Origin of the sequence: Bradyrhizobium sp. (assembly GCF_030646015.1) — a bacterium.
Taxonomy (GTDB): Bacteria; Pseudomonadota; Alphaproteobacteria; order Rhizobiales; family Xanthobacteraceae; genus Bradyrhizobium.
In genome coordinates, this window is record NZ_JAUSLT010000169.1 from 1 (window position 1) to 16,912 (window position 16,912).

The following is a 16,912-nucleotide window of genomic DNA, read 5'->3' on the forward strand; positions in this document are numbered from 1 at the left end:
TCGTGGATGTAGCGCGACGACAGCTGCACCGCGGCCTCGATCGCCTCGTTGGTGTATTTCAGCCGGTGATAGTCCTCGAAATAGGGCTTTAACCCCTTCAGGATCGCGATGGCGTCCTCGACCGTCGGCTCGTTGACGTCGATTTTCTGGAACCGGCGCACCAGCGCGCGATCCTTCTCGAAATGCTGACGGTATTCCTTGTAGGTGGTCGAACCCATGCAGCGGATGGTGCCCGATGCCAGAGCCGGCTTTAGCAGATTGGAGGCGTCCATCGCGCCGCCGGAGGTAGCCCCTGCCCCGATCACGGTGTGGATTTCGTCGATGAACAGGATGGCGTTGGGATGCGCCTCGAGTTCCTTGAGCACCTGCTTCAGGCGCTCCTCGAAGTCGCCGCGATAGCGGGTGCCCGCGAGCAGCGTGCCCATGTCGAGCGAGAACACGGTGGCCGCCGCCAGCACTTCCGGCACTTCGCTATCGACGATGCGCTTGGCGAGGCCTTCGGCGATCGCGGTCTTGCCGACGCCGGCTTCGCCGACGAACAGCGGATTGTTCTTCTGGCGCCGGCACAGCACCTGGATGGCACGGTTGATCTCGGCATTGCGGCCGATCACCGGGTCGATCTTGCCGTCACGCGCCTTCTTGTTGAGGTTGACGCAGTAGGTATCGAGCGCCTCACCCTTCTTCTTGGAATCCTCGTTGCCCTTGGTCTCGGTCTCCTCATCGACACCGCGCACCGGGCGGGCTTCCGAGACCCCGGGCCGCTTGGCGATGCCGTGGCTGATGTAGTTGACCGCGTCGTAGCGGGTCATGTCCTGCTCCTGCAGGAAATAGGCGGCATGACTCTCGCGCTCCGCGAAGATCGCGATCAGCACGTTGGCGCCGGTAACTTCCTCGCGGCCGGATGACTGCACGTGGATCACCGCGCGCTGGATCACGCGCTGGAAGCCCGCGGTCGGCTTGGCGTCGTCGGCGCCATCGGTGACCAGATTCTCGAATTCGGTCTCGAGGTAATTGACCAGGCTGGTGCGCAGCTTGTCGAGATCAACGCTGCAGGCACGCATCACGGCGGCCGCGTCGGAATCATCGATCAGCGACAGCAGCAGGTGTTCCAGCGTCGCATATTGATGATGACGCTCGTTTGCAATCGCCAGCGCACGATGCAGGGATTGTTCAAGGCTCTGGGAAAAAGTTGGCATTCGCGTCCTCTATGGCCCCCGCCATCATGATCGTCGTTTTCAGGTCAGGCAACAACAACCTTTGTCATATAGTTACGTCCGATCATGGCGAAAGGCCGGTTCCGCAAGAGTGATTCTAACTCCCTGGGCGTGCGACTCACCCGTCCGACCGACCGTAAGCGCCGGTCCTCCCGCTCAAAGCAAAACCCGTTCCCATTTTCAGCGGATTTCGCGGGACGTCACTTCTTTTCCATCACGCATTGCAGGGGATGCTGGTGCTTGCGGGCAAAATCCATCACCTGGGTCACCTTGGTCTCGGCGATTTCGTAGGTGAACACCCCGCACTCCCCGATTCCATGGTGATGGACGTGGAGCATGATCTTGGTCGCGGCTTCGACATCCTTCTGGAAGAACTTCTCCAGGACGTGAACGACAAACTCCATCGGCGTGTAATCATCGTTCAGTATCAGCACGCGATAGAGATTCGGGCGCTTGGTCTTGGGCTTGACCTTGGCGATAACCGATGTGGTCGGACCTCCCGTCCCCCCGGCATTGCGCTCATCATTGCCCATTCGGGAAGCAGATGCGGCGACGGCGGGCACGGCGGAATAGTCAAATCTGGAAGTTAATTGCGGCATGGCACAGGCGTTCGAAATCCCCACGGGAAACCGGACCGCGCGACCAGGGACGCCTCAGGCGACGCGCTCCTTGCGGAGCCATCCGGCTCCCTGCGGAGCCAACCAATGAGTTCCCAGACACGTTTCCGGATCGCCGCTCCCGGGCGGCTCGACCCCACCAGCTGGATCGATAGCTCCAAATATGGGTCCGGCTTCGACCCGCCGCAAGCGCACTGATCCAAGCCAGATGCGACCTGCCGCGGGGCCGATTCCCGAGCCCGGCGATCCCCGCAAGGTTAATCAATTCCGTCGGGTTTGACAAAGCCGGCCCGCTGGTCATTTAGCGGGCATTGACGATAGCGAACGCTTCTGGCGGCCGATCCGCATTTAGATGGCTATTGAGCCAGTTTTCCCCGGACCGATTTACCAGCTGTTTAGCGGACTGACCCGAAATGGGGCACGGAAACCCAAATACGGTGACAATCATGCCCGGTACATCCATTGCCAGTCAGTTTCGGCGCGCGGTTCGCCGCTTCCCCGGCGCCAATCAGGGCAATATCGCGGTGCTCTTTGGGGTCGCCTTGTTGCCCCTCCTCGGCTTCATGGGTGCGGCGATCGACTATACCCGCGCCAACAAAGCGCGCTCGTCGATGCAAGCGGCCCTCGATTCGACGGCCTTGATGCTGGCGAAGGATCTGTCCGACGGAAAGATCACGGCCGGCGAGATCAACGCGAAGGCGACCGCCTATTTCACCGCCCTCTACACCAATAAAGACGCCAAATCGGTGACGATCAACGCGACGTACACACCCGGTTCAAGCCAGGGTTCGACCATCCTGGTCAACGGATCCGGCAACGTGACCACGGAATTCATGAAGGTCGCCGGCTTCCCGAAGCTCGATTTCAACACCAGTTCGACCTCCGTTTGGGGCAATGTGCGGATGCGCGTGGCGCTGGCGCTCGACGTCACCGGCTCGATGGCTCAGGACGGCAAGATGGCCGCGCTGAAGCCCGCCGCAAAAAGCCTGATCGACCAGCTCAGCGCGCTGGCCAAGAATCCCGGCGACGTCTACGTCTCGATCATTCCCTTCGCCAAGGACGTCAATGTCGGCGCCAGCAATTATAATGCGAACTGGATCAACTGGAGCGACTGGGATAACGACAACAGGACTTGCAACGGCTGGGGTCAGAATTGCACGGCGAAGGATCACAGCACCTGGAATGGCTGCGTCACCGACCGTGATCAGAACTACGATACGCTGAACACGGCGCCGACCGGAGGTCCCTCCACCCGGTTCTATGCCGAGCAATACAATGCGTGTCCGGCGCAGCTGATGCCGCTCAGCACCGACTTCGCCGCCCTCAAGACCAAGGTTGACTCGCTTACGCCCAATGGCGGCACCAATCAGCCGATCGGTATCGCCTGGGGATGGCAATCTCTCACCGAAAGCGCGCCGCTCAACGCCCCACCCGAAGAGGCGAACTACACCTACAAGAAGGTGCTGATCGTGATGTCAGATGGCCTCAATACCCAGAATCGCTGGCCTTCCTACGGCAACGGCCACACGCAATTCAATGGCCAGATCGACGCCCGCCAGCGAATCCTGTGCGACAACATCAAGGCAACCGGCATCGTCATCTACACGATGCATGTGAACACCGACAACGATCCGACCTCCGCCGTCCTGCAATACTGCGCCAGCGGCGCCGACAAATTCTCCACCGTCACTTCCGCGAGCCAGATCATGGCGGCCTTCAATAACATCGGAAGCTCGCTGTCGAAGCTGCGCGTCGCGCGATAATTCCTCGCAAGTCCACCAACAAGAAGTCTGTCACAAGAAAAAAGCCCGGCCATGACGGCCGGGCTTTTTGATATCCTGAAAACTGCGTTGGGGCTTAGTGCGCGGCCGGAGTGAACTTGGCGACCAGGCCCTCGAACGGCTTGAAGGTCTGCTTGGCGAGATCGCCATAGAGACCCGCGATTTTCTGCGACTCGGCCACGAAGGTCTCGTAGGCGGACTTCGCGAATTCGGTCTGCAGTTCGATCGCCTTGTCCAGCGACTTCACGCCGGACAGCTTCTCGACCATCGACTTGGTGTCTTCGAACGACTTCTTGGTGTAGTCGCCATAGGCGCTGGCGATCGCCTGAATTCCGTGCTGCATGGTGGTTGCGGAGGCAACGACCGTCTCGAGCTGCTCTTTGCCGTACTGCTGGATGTCTTCAACCTTGACCATCGTGGAGTCCTTCCCAGACTGATGTGTATTAGATCTGCCGGGAGGTCCCGGCTCCCTAACGCCCGCCATCATAGTGCATCGCACAATAAAATCAAGAATATTTGTGCGACGCACAAATCCCCGTAATTTGCCGTAAACACCGGGGGACTACGCAACGGTTGCTTAATCTTTTGGAAACTCGGCACGCCTAACCTGATTCTCGGACTTGTTTGCGTTCCGGACAGCAGCCTGAAAAATTGTTTGTGAACAGCGTCTTAGCTAGAACAGCGGCCTGAGGGGCCATTCGGGCGAAAAAGCCTGCCCGGATAAGGACTTTGAGCAGGGAAACCTCGCCGGCCGTTGGGCATAATTTAGCCTCACGAACCGGTGATCAAGACAGAAATTGGGACGGGGAAGTTTATGCTTCGCACAACCTTGGCTTCCTCGCGTTATTTGCGAGTTTGCGTACTCGGCCTGGCCACACTCATCACCGCGGTCATTTTCACGACCGACACCGCCGACGCCCGCCGCCACCGCGGCCGCCACCATGTGCGCCACGTGGCGAAGCCGAGCTATAGCCCGGCATTCTCCTCCATCATCGTCGATGCCAATTCCGGCGCCACGCTGACCGCCAACAATCCCGACGCCATTCGTTTCCCCGCCTCGCTCACCAAGATCATGACGCTCTATCTGCTGTTCGAGCGCCTTGAATCCGGCAAGCTGAAGCTTGATTCCGAACTGGAAGTCTCCGAGCACGCCTCGGAACAGGCGCCGACCAAGCTCGGCCTGCGCCCGGGCCAGACCATCAAGGTCGAAGACGCCATCAAGGGGCTGGTAACGCGCTCCGCCAACGACGCGTCCGTCGTGATTGCGGAAGCCATTTCCGGCGACGAAGAGGATTTCGCCAAGCTGATGACGCGCAAGGCGCGCGCGCTCGGCATGAGCAAGACGGTGTATCGCAATGCCAACGGCCTGCCCAACAGCGAGCAGGTGACCACTGCGCGCGATCAGGCGACGCTCGGCCGTGCGATCCAGGAACGCTTCCCGAAATATTATCGCTACTTCGCCACCTCGAGCTTCGTCTATCGCGGCCACGCGATCCGCAATCACAACCGCCTGCTCGGCAACGTCGAGGGCGTCGACGGCATCAAGACCGGCTACACCCGCGCCTCCGGCTTCAATCTCGTGACCTCGATGCGCCGCGGCAACCGCCACCTGGTCGGCGTCGTGCTCGGAGGCCGCAGCGGCGGTTCGCGCGATGCCATCATGCGCAACCTGCTTGCGGAAAATCTGGCCAAGGGCGCCACCAATCGCACCGTCGCCGCGATCACCGAGCGCAGCGTTTCGGAAGCCAATGCCGATGTCGCCGAAGCCGAAGCTGCCGCGCGGCCGACGCAGACGGTCCAGGCCCAGGGCGCCATTCAGGTCGCCGCCGCCGCCCAGGAGCCGGGCGCAGCCGCGCAGACAACGCGTTCGATCGCTAAGCCGTCCGTGCTCGCCACCGCGGCCGTGCCGCCGCAGGCCAAAATCGCCGCCGCCCCGCAAGCCAAGACCGAGCCGGCACCGCTGACATCGGGCGTCATTCAGACCCAGCAGCTCGCCGCCATCCCCGGCTCGTCCGAACCGATGAAGCCGGTCCGGGTGAAGACGGTTCAGGTCAAGGCCGGACAGATCAAGCTGGCCTCGGCCGCTCCGGACCAGCCGGCCACAACGATCACCCATGCGATCGCGCCGCCGCGCGACGTGCCGGAGACATCCGGCGCCGTGGTGGCCAAGGCTGAAGGCAATAAGGCTGAAGCCAATAAGGCTGAAAGCAACGTCGCCAAAACTCAAGCCGCCAAGAACCAGATCTTCAGAACCGAAATGCCGCCGCAGCCCGCCAACCATGGCACCGGTAACGGAATCCTCGGCGTCTTGCCGGCCTCGAACGCCCCGCCCGCCCCCGCCGCGCAGGCGATGGCCTATGCGGAGCCGGCGCCCCGGGCCCAGCCGCAGACCGTTCAGCAGAACGGCGCCATCAAGCCCGCCAGCGCCCACACCGGCTGGATCATTCAGGTCGGCGCCCTCGAAAGCGAAAGCGAGGCACGGGCGCGCATCGAAGCCGCCCGCGGCCAGGCCAAGGGCCTGCTTGCCAAGGCCGAGCCGTTCACCGAGCCGGTGGTCGCCAAGGGCGAGCGGAAGCTGTACCGGGCCCGCTTCGCCGGCCTCGACCGCGATCAGGCCGAGGCAGTGTGCAAGACGCTGAAGCGCTCCGACATTTCCTGCATTACCGTTCGGAACTGATCCCCAAAAGACTCACTCGCCAAATTAAGCTCAAAATGCCGGCGCCACGCGCCGGCATTTTCGTATCACCCCCGCAAATCCCCGCCCTGAAAACTTCTCGTCAAGATTTTGCAGTTAATACTGTGTGACGAAGGATCGACCACGCCGGACAACGGCGGGCGGCCACGGGGCGTCAAGACAGAGAAGAACGGAAGCAACTCGCGGTTTGTAGCGTTGTGTGGCGTTGCCGGAGTTAGCTTAAATGCGTGCGAAGCAAAGTATCCTTGGCCTGGTTCACGCGGGCGGCGAGGTACGTCGACCCCCCTTGATCGGGATGCAGTTTCTTCATGAGCGCCCGGTGCGCGCGCCCGATCTCGTCGCGGTTCGCCCCCGGCTGCAGGCCAAGGATCTGATAGGCCTCCTCGTCCGACATTTTGCCGCCCGACGCCGCACGGCCCTGCCCCCCTGCCGCATCTCCCTGCGCGTCCTGACGCCAGGCGGGAAACCTGCGGTCCAGATAGCTTTCAAATAGCGCCACGCTTTCAGCGTCGAAGCCGGATATCATCGCCGTCAGTTGCGGCAGATCGAATTCGCCGAGATCATGACCGGCATGGGGTCCGGCCACGATCTGGCCCGAGAGCTGGCCGCTGTCGTGATCCAGCGTCATGTCGAGAAACTGCGAACGGACCTTCGAGGTCTGTCCCGCGGAGCGCCTGGCGCCGGCGCCGAACATTCCGCCGATATTGCTGAAGCCCGATGATCCGAACGGCGACCAGCCGAGCAGCCCCGCGCCGAAGATGCCGAGTGGGATGGCCACCGCAAGCTCCCCCCTGAGGCCGGTAAAGGCCGCGACCGCAAGCGCCACGACGCCGCCGCCAATCTTGATGGCGCGGGCCAGAATGACGGGATTGGCCGCGCGAAACATCTGCAGCAGCGAATAGAGCAGGATAACGGCGACGACGCCGGCGATCAGGGTTGCCATGATTTCAGTATAGTGGGGTCGGGGCCAAAAAGCATGCGGTCACCCGCCCTTCCCCTTTCGGAGCAGAGGAGCGCGCTCACTTCATCTGGCCGAGCAATTTGGCGGCACCGCTGCCGGTTTTCGACAGCCGCAGCAGCGCCTCGCGCCCGCCCGCGGCATAGGCCGCCGCCGCGCGCAACAGCTCGCGCAGCTGCGCGGCGGCACCCGGATCGAACCGGCACCACGCCCCGCCGGTGAGGCGCGCGATCTCGCGAAACCCGCGTTCAGCGACGTCGTCGTGTCCTTCCTGGAACATGAATACCGGCACCTTGAGCAGGCCGAGTTCGCCGGCCTTGACGCAGAGATCGTCGATCGCCTCTTCGACGGCGTCGCCGACGAACACCACCGCGCGCACCCCCGAGGCCACCGCCTCCCGCCGCGCTTCCGACAGCACCTTGCCGATCTGGGTATTGCCGCCGCGGCAATCGATCTTGCCCATCAGCCTGGCCAGTTGCGCGCTATCGGAAATCCATCCCGAGGCCCGGCATTCATTGAGGCCGCGATAGTAGACGAGGCGGATGTCGAGACTGCCGAGAGCTGCGGCTTCGCGAAACATGTCGGCTTGCAGCGCACAGGCCATGTCCCAGGTCGGCTGCCGGCTCATGGTGGCGTCGAGCGCGAACACCATCCTGCCCCGCGCTCCGGCCGCATGCGGCGACATCGCGCGGGCTTTGGCGACGAACGCGGCGATCTCGTCCGAAGCGGACGGCCTCGCTTCCGGCAGCGGTTTGCCGGACGCAGCCTTTTGCGCTGCGGATAGTTCGCTTGGCGGTTTCGGTTTGGTGGGTTCGCCGGACATCAGCACTCGCAAATTGCAGCGAGCTCTATGTGGGTCGGGACCGGCAGGCGGTCAATGCCGTCGCCTGCCCCTTCGCAGGTCGCCTGCCCCTTCGCAGGCCGCCTGCCCGTTCGCAAAAGGCCACGGCGGACTGCGTCGTCTCGATTCCGGCAACAATCAATTCGTCACAGGGCGCGACGACTTCGATGCGGGCGGGCTCAACGCCGAGACCGGTCCCTTCACCGAGCCCTTCTCGATGATCTTCGGCGCTTTGGTATCGACCGGCGCGAGCGCGCTGTCGGTATCGCTCAGGAACTTGTCGAGCATCGACTGGATCGAGGCTTTTGCGGTGTCCGGACCGGTATCGCGCATGTCGTTGTGCTGGAAGCCGGTATCCACGACCGTGATATCCGATTTCTCGCACTGCTCGGCATCGGGAACGACCCCGGGATCCGGCTTGAACTGGGCATCCTTCGAGCGGAACGACAGGATCTTGAACTTGGCGTCGGTCATGAACGGCACGCGCAAATTGTCGAGCGTTACGACCTTCTTGATATGCTCGGGGTATTCCTTGGCGAAATACATCGAGATATCGCCGCCCATCGAATGACCTACCATGGTCAGCTTGTCATAGTTCGCGTTCGGCTGAATCTTCTTCATCTCGTCGACGGCAAAATGGATGTTGGCCACGCCGCGCTGGATCTGCGGCAGGCGGCCGACATAGAGTTCACCGGGCTTGGTCACCATCGGCGGATCGGTCGGCAGGTCATGCTGGGGGCTGAGCGACAGGTAGCCGCGCGCCGCGAAGACGTTGGCGAGGAACGAATACTCGGAATGCTTGACGGTGTTGCCGTGGTTGAGCACCGCGACCGGCAGCGTGATCATGCCGGCATTGGCCTGCATCTCCTTGTCGCGCCGGACGGCGATAACGACGGCGACCGGACGGTTGCCGCGCGCCGGATCGATGAACGTCACCGTCTCATGACGGATCGCCCATTTGCTTGCGGTGAAGTAACCGACCGCAACCAGAACGCTAAGCGAAAGCAGAACGAGAATTCCACGTTTCATGTTCGTCCTCGGCGCACCCTTTCGGGCCGTATTCCAATGTTCGGGACTCTGCGTTCCCTTGTCCATGATATATGTCACGGCTAGTTGACAGGAAGACCAAATGTTGTGAATTAGCCGCCTGATCGTTGTGCGCTGCAACCTCTTTTTGTGCAGGTGCACAGTCGGGAACCCACTGCGCGTTCCCACACTGTCGGACGTCACAACTCAACGTCAGGTTCAGGTCTTCGGTAAAGGTCCAGTAAAAAACGGACCGAGGGGCGATAGGTTCCGCCCTGGCGAGCTATCGCGGCGGTGCGCCATGCGCCTTCCAGGGTGGGAGGCATCAAGATACCGGTAACCGCCCACCGCGGGCGGTTCAGGCGCCGAGGATGTCGTGGACTTCGAGCGGCTTGTCGACCTGGGTGAACCATTCGGCCCGGTTGGCGGCACGGCGACGGCCGCGCTCATCCAGCGGCAGCTTCAACTGCCGCAGCAGGCTCGTCACCTCTTCGCGCGCCGTCACATGGCCGAGACTCGGCCGGGTGCCCAGCGTCGCCTCGTCGAGGTCGTCGAGCGCGGTCAGCCCGCGCGGGAAGAACTCGCGATACACCACACGCTCGGCAAAGCCGTCGATCGAGCGGAAGCCGAGCCGGAACGACAACTCCTTGAGGCCATCGGCGACGAGTTGCTTGTTGCGCGATCCCAGCATCGACAACCGGTTGCGGACCACGATCCAGTCGGTGGTGGCGCCGTCGAGCTGGCGGCGCTTGCGCCTGGTATCCCGCACCATCTCCGCATAGTGGCTCTCGCCGGTCACGGAATAAGTGGCGGGGTCGACGGTTCCCAGCACGTCGAAGTCGAGGAAGCTGTCATTGATCGGCGTTACCAGCGTGTCGGCCATCGAGTGCGCAAGGCGCATCAGATAGCTGTCCGACCCCGGAGTATCGATCACGATAAAATCGAAGGAGCGCTCGACCGCGCTGACGGCGTCCATGAACTGCTGGAATTCGGACGTCTCATTGTCGGCGATCTGCATGGTCTCGCCGAGCTTGATGCAGCGATGCACCGGGATCTCGAGATCAAGGCCGGTGCGACGCGCCCATGCGCTGCGGTTGCCGATGTAGCGGGTGAAGCTTTGCTGGCGGCAATCCAGATCGATGGTGGCAACGCGCTGGCCCGCTTTCATCAGGGCGACAGCGATGTGCAAGGCGGTGGTGGATTTTCCCGATCCGCCCTTCTCGTTGCCCAGCACAACCACATGCGCCGAGCCCGACTGCCCCTGACTAGTCTGCACCAACATGCTTCAGCCCCTGTGGATATCTTCAAATTCCGCGCGACCGCGGTCAAGTGAAATGCGCGATAACACCGCGAAATCGTTGGCTGTCTGCCTTAATCATGAATCTCACGCCGGGATCGACGGCGTCTGTGATCGAGCGCACGTTTGGTGGATATCTTTTGGGCGGTCCGACCTGATGCGGCAGGCGAAGCGCTTGGCGATGAAGCCTCCGCCTTGATATGATCTGCTTCCCGCCGCCTCGTCGGAAGCTCCGGCCTCCCCGACCCCGACTGATCGAGCCCAGATGTCGCGAAGTCCCATGATCGTCCGCACGGTCCCTGCATTGCGGCGCGCCCTCGACGGCCTTCGCGCCAGAAAGGCTACCATCGCGCTGGTGCCGACCATGGGAGCGCTCCATGACGGCCATGTGTCGCTGGTCCGGCTGGCGAAAGGCCGCGCCAGGAAAGTCATCGTCTCGATCTTCGTGAACCCCACGCAATTCGCACCGACGGAAGATTTCGGTTCGTACCCGCGTACCTGGAAGGCCGATGTCAGCCGGCTCGCCGCTGAGGATGTCGACCTGATCTGGAACCCGGACGTCAAGGTCATGTACCCGGAGGGCTTCGCCACCCGGATCGTGCCGGAGGGACCGGCGGTCGCGGGGCTGGAAGACCGCTTCCGGCCGCACTTCTTCGGCGGCGTCGCCACCGTCGTCGGCAAATTGTTCACGCAGGTCAGGCCGGATTTCGCGATCTTCGGCGAAAAGGACTTCCAGCAGTTGCGGGTGGTGGCGCAAATGGCCGGCGATCTCGACCTCCGCGTCAAGGTGATCGGCTCGCGGACCGTGCGCGAGCGCGACGGCCTCGCGATGTCCTCGCGCAACGTCTACCTCACGCCGGGGGAACGGCAAGTGGCGCCGGTGCTGTACCGCGCCATGAAGGAAAGCGCCAAGCGCCTGCGCGCCGGCGACGATGTTGAAGCCGCGATGGCCGGCGGCCGCGAACTGATTACCAACGCCGGTTTCATCGTCGACTATTTCGAAGTCCGGCATGCTGTGACGCTGGCGCCGATCGCTTCGGTGAAGGATGGCCCGGCGCGCATTCTGGTGGCCGCCAGGCTCGGCAAGACGCGGCTGATCGATAATCTCGGGGTTTAGAGCAGCCCGAGATCGCGCAATTCGCGGCGCATCGGCTCCGGCATCGCCGCGACGCTGGCGGCGGCCTTGCCGAGATCTGGCGGTGCCATGTCCGGCGTGAAATAGCGCCAGCCCTGGAACGCGCGCATCGGTCGCGGCGATACCGCGATCACCTTGGGCTGCATCACCAGCCGGCATCGTCCGATGCCGTCCTTGTCGCGAAACGGCTCGATCGCGATGATTTTTTCCCGCGCCGCGATTTCGCCCTTGATCACCCAGTAGAGCGAGCCGCCCGCGATAATTTCGTCGCCGCGTTTCGGCACCATCCGCGTGACGTGAATATGATGAAGCGGCAGGCCCTTTTTCCTGGCCGTCGCCATGCGCTCGGCGACCCAGCCCTTGAGTTCCTTGATGGACTCGCAACCGACACAGAGCTTGAGGAGATGAAGTGGCATGCCGTGACGTTTAGCGCCCGGCGGCGGATTTTGGAAGCATCACTCGTCGTCGGCCGCGGGTGCCGCCGCGGCGGGCGCAAGTTGAACCGGAGCAGCGCGCGAGGATTTCGGCGCGGGCTGCTTTTTGGCAGCAGCTGGTGCTGCCGGCGCCGTCGCAGTGATCGTTGTTGTCGGGCGCGCTGACGGCAGCGGCGCATTCGCCGGCGTCGGCGCGCGTGACGCAGACGGCGCCGGGCCCGGCTCGGGTGTCATGATGTTGACCGGCGGGGTCGAGGCTGCGGACGGAAATTCGGCATTGGTGGGCTTGCCGGTGGGCATCGTTGGCGCCAGCGCCGCCACCGGTGCTGCTGCCGCCATCGGCGGCGGTGCGTTCCATGACGCAGAGTATCGCATCACCAGGCCGTCATAGACCCGCTCATCCATGTTGGACACCAGTTGCTGGCGATTTGTCAGCGACCGAAACGCCGCACAATCCGACTGCGTGCAACGGTCGCGCGCCAGCAGCACATAGGCCATCAACCCGTAGCGGTCACGCTCGACCGCCCGGCGCAGCGCCAGCAGCTCGGGCGTCAGGTTGGCGGTCGCGGCGTCGCCGAAGGCCGTCAGCCGCGTGATTTGGGCCGCCGCATAGGACAGCGCCGCGGCGGTAACTTCGGCGGAACCGAACAGCGCCTTCTCGCAGGCCGTCAGCACGGTTTCGCCGGCCAGATCGTCGATACACGACAAGGCCGGGAGCGCTGCGGTCAACGACGGAGACCGGGTTTCTCCGGTCGCGCTGCGGCTGTCCGGACCGAACGCGCGAAGGGTAGCCGCGCTTGTGACGCCGATCGCCAGCAGCGTGATGACCGCCAGCATGGCGTTGGCGACCGATTTCTCGGCGCGCAACACCATGATGAGCACGACAAGTGCAAAGAATCCCGCCGTGGCCAGTGTCAGCCACATCGGAAAGGTCGGCGAACGCCAGAATTGATCCAGCGACGAAGCCCAGTCCCAGTTCATGCGCGGTGTCCCTCAACGCAGCAGCCAACGCATTCAGCGAAAGCTGAATGCTGATCCCTCACGCACTCAACTTGCGCAGAATATTTCCGCGAACGGGGCGTTTTGACGGCGAGCGGAGCCAGAACGGCTCAACCCGGCCATGACGCACGCGAATTCACTCAGGAGATGTCGAGCTGGCTTTCCTTGGCCACCCGTTCGAAAGCCTCGGTCGAGCTCTTGATCCGGTACTGGTAGTCATCGCCATCGGTCGGGAGCAGCCGGATCACCTCATAGGTGCCGCTGGCCGCCGGACGGGCAACATTGCTGGCAGTGAAATAGACAGTCTCTCCAACGGTGAATTTGTGCTTCAACGCCCTCTCCATCACGCAAAAACGTCGGCCATGCCCACGGTCCCGCTGGCTTCGGCCGACTGAATACCCTGTGGCAAGATAGCACAGGGACGGCCGAATTAACCAGCCACATCAGGGCATGGCAAATGCGCATATCTTTCAGGCTTTTCAGGAGGATAGTTGCCAATCTGCCGGGTCTGGACTAATCTGCGTGACCGCCTGCCGAAGCCGCTTTGATACGGCCCCGACCGCGCCCGGGAACTTGGCATCCCGGCGGACGCATCACTGCCGGAAACGGAACCTCACACCGTTTCGAATTTCTCGATCACGAGGGTTTCGGCGAGCCCGGCGCGGGTCCATTCCGCGAAGGCAGGCAATGCCATCATCGTCTCCATATAGGCCGCTGCATGCGGCGCCACAGGGATCGCATAGGTGCGAAACCGGTGCACGACCGGCGCAAACATGGCGTCCGCGGCGCCGAAGGCCCCGAACAGGAATGCGCCCCCTGCGCCATAGCGCTCACGGCATTCGCTCCAGATTTCCTCGATCCGCGCGACATTGGCGCGGGCGTCGGCCGACAGCTCGATGGCGCCGACCGGACGATGCAGGTTCATGCCGCATTCGTTGCGCAGCGCCATGAAACCCGAATGCATCTCCGCCGAGATCGAGCGCGCATGCGCGCGGCGCGCGCGATCCTCGGGCCACAGTCCGGCTTCCGGAAACCGTTCGGCCAGATATTCGATGATGGCCAGCGAATCCCAGATCGTGAGGTCGCCATCGATCAGCGCCGGCACCTTGCCGGAACGCGAGAAACTCAGGAGCCGGTCCTTGTCGGCCCTGTCGTCGGTATAGAGCGGAATGAAAATCTCTTCGAACGGGATGTTGCTGGCGCGCAGCGCCAGCCACGGCCGCATCGACCACGAGGAATAGTTCTTGTTGCCGATCACCAGTTTCAAAGCCATCTCGAAGCAATCCTGTTGTTGGCAAGTTCTTGTTATTGGCAAGTTCTTGGCCAATCACCTTGCCACAGCGCTCGGCGACGGTTCAACCGGCCGATCCGCCATCGTGCCGGTTGCCGCGATGGATCATGCGTGGCAGCCTTCGCAGGCATCCGGGGGATGAAACATGGCTGCTTATTGGGTCGATATTCTGGCGGTCGGCTTCTTCGTCCTGGAATGGACGGTGTATGCCCTCACGCTGGAACACACCGCCTACGGACGCGACAGCCTGTCGGCCCGCATGAATGTCTACCGCGAGGTCTGGGTCCGGCGCATGCTCGACCGCGAGGCCCGCATGGTCGACATGCAGATCATGGGCGCGCTGCAGAACGGTACGGCATTTTTCGCCTCCACCAGCCTGATCGCGGTCGGCGGCGCGCTGGCGCTGCTGCGGGCGACCAACGAGGCGCTGGCCGTGCTCAGGGCCTTGCCGATCGACCTCACGCCCTCGCCGGCGCTGTGGGAGATCAAATGCGTCGGGCTGATCCTGATTTTCGTCTACGCGTTCTTCAAATTCGCCTGGTCCTACCGGCTGTTCAACTATGTCTCGATCCTGCTCGGCGCGATGCCGCCGGTCGAGCAGCGCGACACGGCGGAAGCGGAAGCCCACGTGATCCGCACCACGAGACTGTTCGAGGCCGCGGGCCGGCATTTCAACCGCGGCCAGCGCGCGTTCTTCTTTGCACTCGGCTATCTCGGCTGGTTCGTCAGCCCCTGGGTGCTGTTCATCACCACCGCGGCGGTGGTGATCGTCACCTGGCGCCGGCAATTCGCCTCCAACGCCTGGCGGGCGATGGGGAGTTAGCCGGCGAAATCCTGCGGCGTGAAGCTGAGATCGAGCACTTTCCATTCGCCGTACCGGTCCGTCGGCAACATTGCGTAAGGCTGACAAGCTTGCAGCGCACCGATCGCGCCTTGCATCAGGGCCGGCCCCTTGGGCGACGCGCTGGCCTCGATCAGGACCGGCTCCGCCGCGAGCCTGGCTTCGGGCGTCATGAAAACCCGCAACTTGATCTTGAGCTTTTCGGACGCCGCGATCGATGGCGGCAATTTCAAACATGTCCTGAGATGACGCCGAAATTCCGCGACCAGGCTCGACGCGATGTCCGCCGATGTCGATGCGGGACCATCGAACGGTTCGCCGGGCCGGTCGCCTGATCTCGCGGGCGGCAGATCCGGGGACATGGCCGGGGGCAGCCCAAGCATCACATTGTACTTGATCGACAGATCAGGCTGGGGAGCAGCGTAGGCGGGCGGCGGCGGCGATGACGGCTGCGCCGCCGCCGTTTGGGCGGCAGGAGGCTGCGGAGGCGCCGCCGCTTTCTGACCGACGGCAGGCGATGGCGGCGGAGGCGCCGCCTTTTGTGTTGCCGCCTGCGAGGCTGCGGCCGGCGCCGGGGCGGGTGCCGGGGAACTCGAAGGCGCAAGTGGCGTGAGCAGGTCGAAAGCAGGCTTGGCCTCGGGCGCCACGACGGGCTCCGGTTTCTTGTCCGCGACTTCTTCCGACGTCACGATATTGACCGCGACCGGATCGGCGGTCGCCGAACCGAACGGATGCACCTCGCTGAACAGCAGCACCAGGATCAGCACCGACAGATGCGCAATCGCTGATGCCGCAATGCCTGCGCGTATGGCCTGACCTGGTTCCACCGATCGACCTGCCGATTTGCCCGAGCCTGGCATTATAGCGCGCGCCTTTTGCGGTCGCAAAACCGGCTGCTATTCCCTGCGGAATGACCACCGCTGCGGCCGCCTCAATCCCATTTCGGCGCGAAAGCGTAATCGGTCAGCCGGCCCTTGGCGCTGCCCATCGCGGAGATCTCGCCCATTTCCTCTTCGGACAGCGCAAAGTCGAAGATATCGATGTTTTCCGACAGTCGCTCGATTTTCGAGGTCCGCGGGATCGCGGCGACATTCTGCTGCACCAGCCAGCGCAGGCAAATCTGCGCAACGGTCTTGCCATGCGCCAGCCCGATCCTGGTCAGGGTCTCGTCGCCCCTGATGCGGCCCCTGGCGACCGGACTATAGGCGACGACGGCCATGCCGTGACGCGCACAGGCGTCCTTCACCTTGGTCTGGTCGAGATAGGGATGATATTCGACCTGATTGCAGACCAGGGGCTCCGGGCATGCGGCAACGGCCTCGTCGATCAAGGCGACGGTGAAGTTCGAGACGCCGATATGCCTGGCCATGCCGAGCTGCTTGACGTGCGCCAGGGCGCCCAGCGTCTCCGACAGCGGCACCTGCGGATTGGGCCAGTGCAGCAGCAACAGGTCGACCTCGAACAGCCGCAGTTTCGTCAGGCTCTCCTTGGTGGACCGTTCCAGATCGTTCGGACCGTAATGGGTGGTCCAGACCTTGGTGGTCACGAACACGTCGTCGCGCCGGACCCTGGACGCGCGCAGGCCCTCGCCGACCTCGCGCTCGTTCTCATAGACCTGCGCGGTGTCGATATGGCGATAACCGAGCCGGAGCGCCTGCTCGACCAGACGCGCGCAGCTTCGCCCGCGCAGTTCCCAGGTGCCGAGCCCGATTGCGGGGATGCTGGCGCCGTTGGCTTCGATAAATTGCATCGCGTTTACTCAAGCCAATCGAGTCCCATTATG

At 63.1% G+C, this 16,912-nt stretch carries 17 protein-coding genes; 4 read left to right on the forward strand and 13 right to left on the reverse strand.

Annotated elements, in window-relative coordinates; translation table 11 throughout:
- Both Q7T45_RS24795 and clpS read right to left on the reverse strand, forming a co-directional pair.
- Positions 1 to 1,196, reverse strand: a 1,196-nt coding sequence (locus Q7T45_RS24795; protein ID WP_304874423.1) for an AAA family ATPase, incomplete at its 3' end; no start/stop codon positions are given.
- Positions 1,197 to 1,414: 218 nt separating this feature from the next.
- On the reverse strand, positions 1,415 to 1,747 hold the full coding sequence (gene clpS, locus Q7T45_RS24800) for an ATP-dependent Clp protease adapter ClpS (protein WP_304746270.1): 333 nt from the start codon (positions 1,745 to 1,747) through the stop codon (positions 1,415 to 1,417).
- A 530-nt stretch (positions 1,748 to 2,277) separates the two neighbouring features.
- On the opposite strand from clpS, the gene Q7T45_RS24805 reads away from it, so the two are divergent.
- On the forward strand, positions 2,278 to 3,594 hold the full coding sequence (locus tag Q7T45_RS24805) for a TadE/TadG family type IV pilus assembly protein (protein WP_304874425.1): 1,317 nt from the start codon (positions 2,278 to 2,280) through the stop codon (positions 3,592 to 3,594).
- A 94-nt stretch (positions 3,595 to 3,688) separates the two neighbouring features.
- Here the strand turns inward: Q7T45_RS24805 and Q7T45_RS24810 are convergent, their stop codons facing one another.
- Positions 3,689 to 4,027, reverse strand: a complete 339-nt coding sequence (locus Q7T45_RS24810) for a phasin family protein (protein ID WP_304746232.1) — start codon at positions 4,025 to 4,027, stop codon at positions 3,689 to 3,691.
- 399 nt (positions 4,028 to 4,426) lie between these two features.
- Between Q7T45_RS24810 and Q7T45_RS24815 the strand changes: the two genes are divergently transcribed.
- The gene (locus Q7T45_RS24815; protein ID WP_304874428.1) at positions 4,427 to 6,289 is read left to right on the forward strand and encodes a serine hydrolase; all 1,863 of its coding nucleotides are present in this window, start codon (positions 4,427 to 4,429) and stop codon (positions 6,287 to 6,289) included.
- Between the two features lie 232 nt (positions 6,290 to 6,521).
- On the opposite strand, the gene Q7T45_RS24820 is transcribed toward Q7T45_RS24815, so the two are convergent.
- From Q7T45_RS24820 to Q7T45_RS24835, 4 genes are all read right to left on the reverse strand, one after another.
- Positions 6,522 to 7,250 (reverse strand): DnaJ domain-containing protein, encoded by a 729-nt coding sequence (locus tag Q7T45_RS24820; protein ID WP_304874429.1) that lies wholly within the window; start codon positions 7,248 to 7,250, stop codon positions 6,522 to 6,524.
- A 76-nt stretch (positions 7,251 to 7,326) separates the two neighbouring features.
- A complete protein-coding gene (locus Q7T45_RS24825; protein ID WP_304874430.1) occupies positions 7,327 to 8,088 on the reverse strand; it encodes a VWA domain-containing protein in 762 nt (253 codons plus the stop codon).
- Positions 8,089 to 8,244: 156 nt separating this feature from the next.
- Entirely contained in the window at positions 8,245 to 9,135 is an 891-nt protein-coding gene (locus Q7T45_RS24830) for an alpha/beta fold hydrolase (protein ID WP_304874431.1), read from the reverse strand.
- Between the two features lie 355 nt (positions 9,136 to 9,490).
- The gene (locus tag Q7T45_RS24835; protein WP_304746242.1) at positions 9,491 to 10,414 is read right to left on the reverse strand and encodes a division plane positioning ATPase MipZ; all 924 of its coding nucleotides are present in this window, start codon (positions 10,412 to 10,414) and stop codon (positions 9,491 to 9,493) included.
- A 280-nt stretch (positions 10,415 to 10,694) separates the two neighbouring features.
- On the opposite strand from Q7T45_RS24835, the gene panC reads away from it, so the two are divergent.
- Positions 10,695 to 11,546: a pantoate--beta-alanine ligase gene (gene panC / locus Q7T45_RS24840; RefSeq protein WP_304874432.1), complete on the forward strand. Its 852-nt coding sequence runs from the start codon at positions 10,695 to 10,697 to the stop codon at positions 11,544 to 11,546.
- Here panC and Q7T45_RS24845 read toward each other — a convergent pair.
- The 4 genes from Q7T45_RS24845 to Q7T45_RS24860 all read right to left on the reverse strand — a co-directional run bounded on the left by Q7T45_RS24845 (position 11,543) and on the right by Q7T45_RS24860 (position 14,270).
- Complete coding sequence (locus tag Q7T45_RS24845; protein WP_304874434.1) at positions 11,543 to 11,980, reverse strand: DUF1489 family protein; 438 nt, start codon at positions 11,978 to 11,980, stop codon at positions 11,543 to 11,545. The genes panC and Q7T45_RS24845 overlap by 4 nt on opposite strands.
- A 39-nt stretch (positions 11,981 to 12,019) precedes the next feature.
- Positions 12,020 to 12,979 carry a hypothetical protein gene (locus Q7T45_RS24850; protein WP_304874436.1) on the reverse strand — a complete coding sequence of 320 codons (960 nt, stop codon included), beginning with the start codon at positions 12,977 to 12,979 and terminating at the stop codon, positions 12,020 to 12,022.
- A gap of 158 nt (positions 12,980 to 13,137) precedes the next feature.
- A complete protein-coding gene (locus tag Q7T45_RS24855; protein ID WP_304874438.1) occupies positions 13,138 to 13,341 on the reverse strand; it encodes a hypothetical protein in 204 nt (67 codons plus the stop codon).
- A 269-nt stretch (positions 13,342 to 13,610) separates the two neighbouring features.
- Positions 13,611 to 14,270, reverse strand: a complete 660-nt coding sequence (locus Q7T45_RS24860; protein WP_304874440.1) for a glutathione S-transferase family protein — start codon at positions 14,268 to 14,270, stop codon at positions 13,611 to 13,613.
- A 163-nt stretch (positions 14,271 to 14,433) separates the two neighbouring features.
- On the opposite strand from Q7T45_RS24860, the gene Q7T45_RS24865 reads away from it, so the two are divergent.
- Positions 14,434 to 15,111: a DUF599 domain-containing protein gene (locus Q7T45_RS24865; RefSeq protein WP_304874441.1), complete on the forward strand. Its 678-nt coding sequence runs from the start codon at positions 14,434 to 14,436 to the stop codon at positions 15,109 to 15,111.
- On the opposite strand, the gene Q7T45_RS24870 is transcribed toward Q7T45_RS24865, so the two are convergent.
- Together Q7T45_RS24870 and Q7T45_RS24875 are read right to left on the reverse strand one after the other, a co-directional pair.
- Positions 15,108 to 15,956, reverse strand: coding sequence for a hypothetical protein (locus tag Q7T45_RS24870; protein ID WP_304874443.1), 849 nt, complete (start codon positions 15,954 to 15,956; stop codon positions 15,108 to 15,110). The two genes, Q7T45_RS24865 and Q7T45_RS24870, sit on opposite strands and share 4 nt — an antisense overlap.
- A gap of 104 nt (positions 15,957 to 16,060) precedes the next feature.
- Positions 16,061 to 16,879 carry an aldo/keto reductase gene (locus tag Q7T45_RS24875; RefSeq protein WP_304874445.1) on the reverse strand — a complete coding sequence of 273 codons (819 nt, stop codon included), beginning with the start codon at positions 16,877 to 16,879 and terminating at the stop codon, positions 16,061 to 16,063.
- Positions 16,880 to 16,912: the final 33 nt, after the last annotated feature.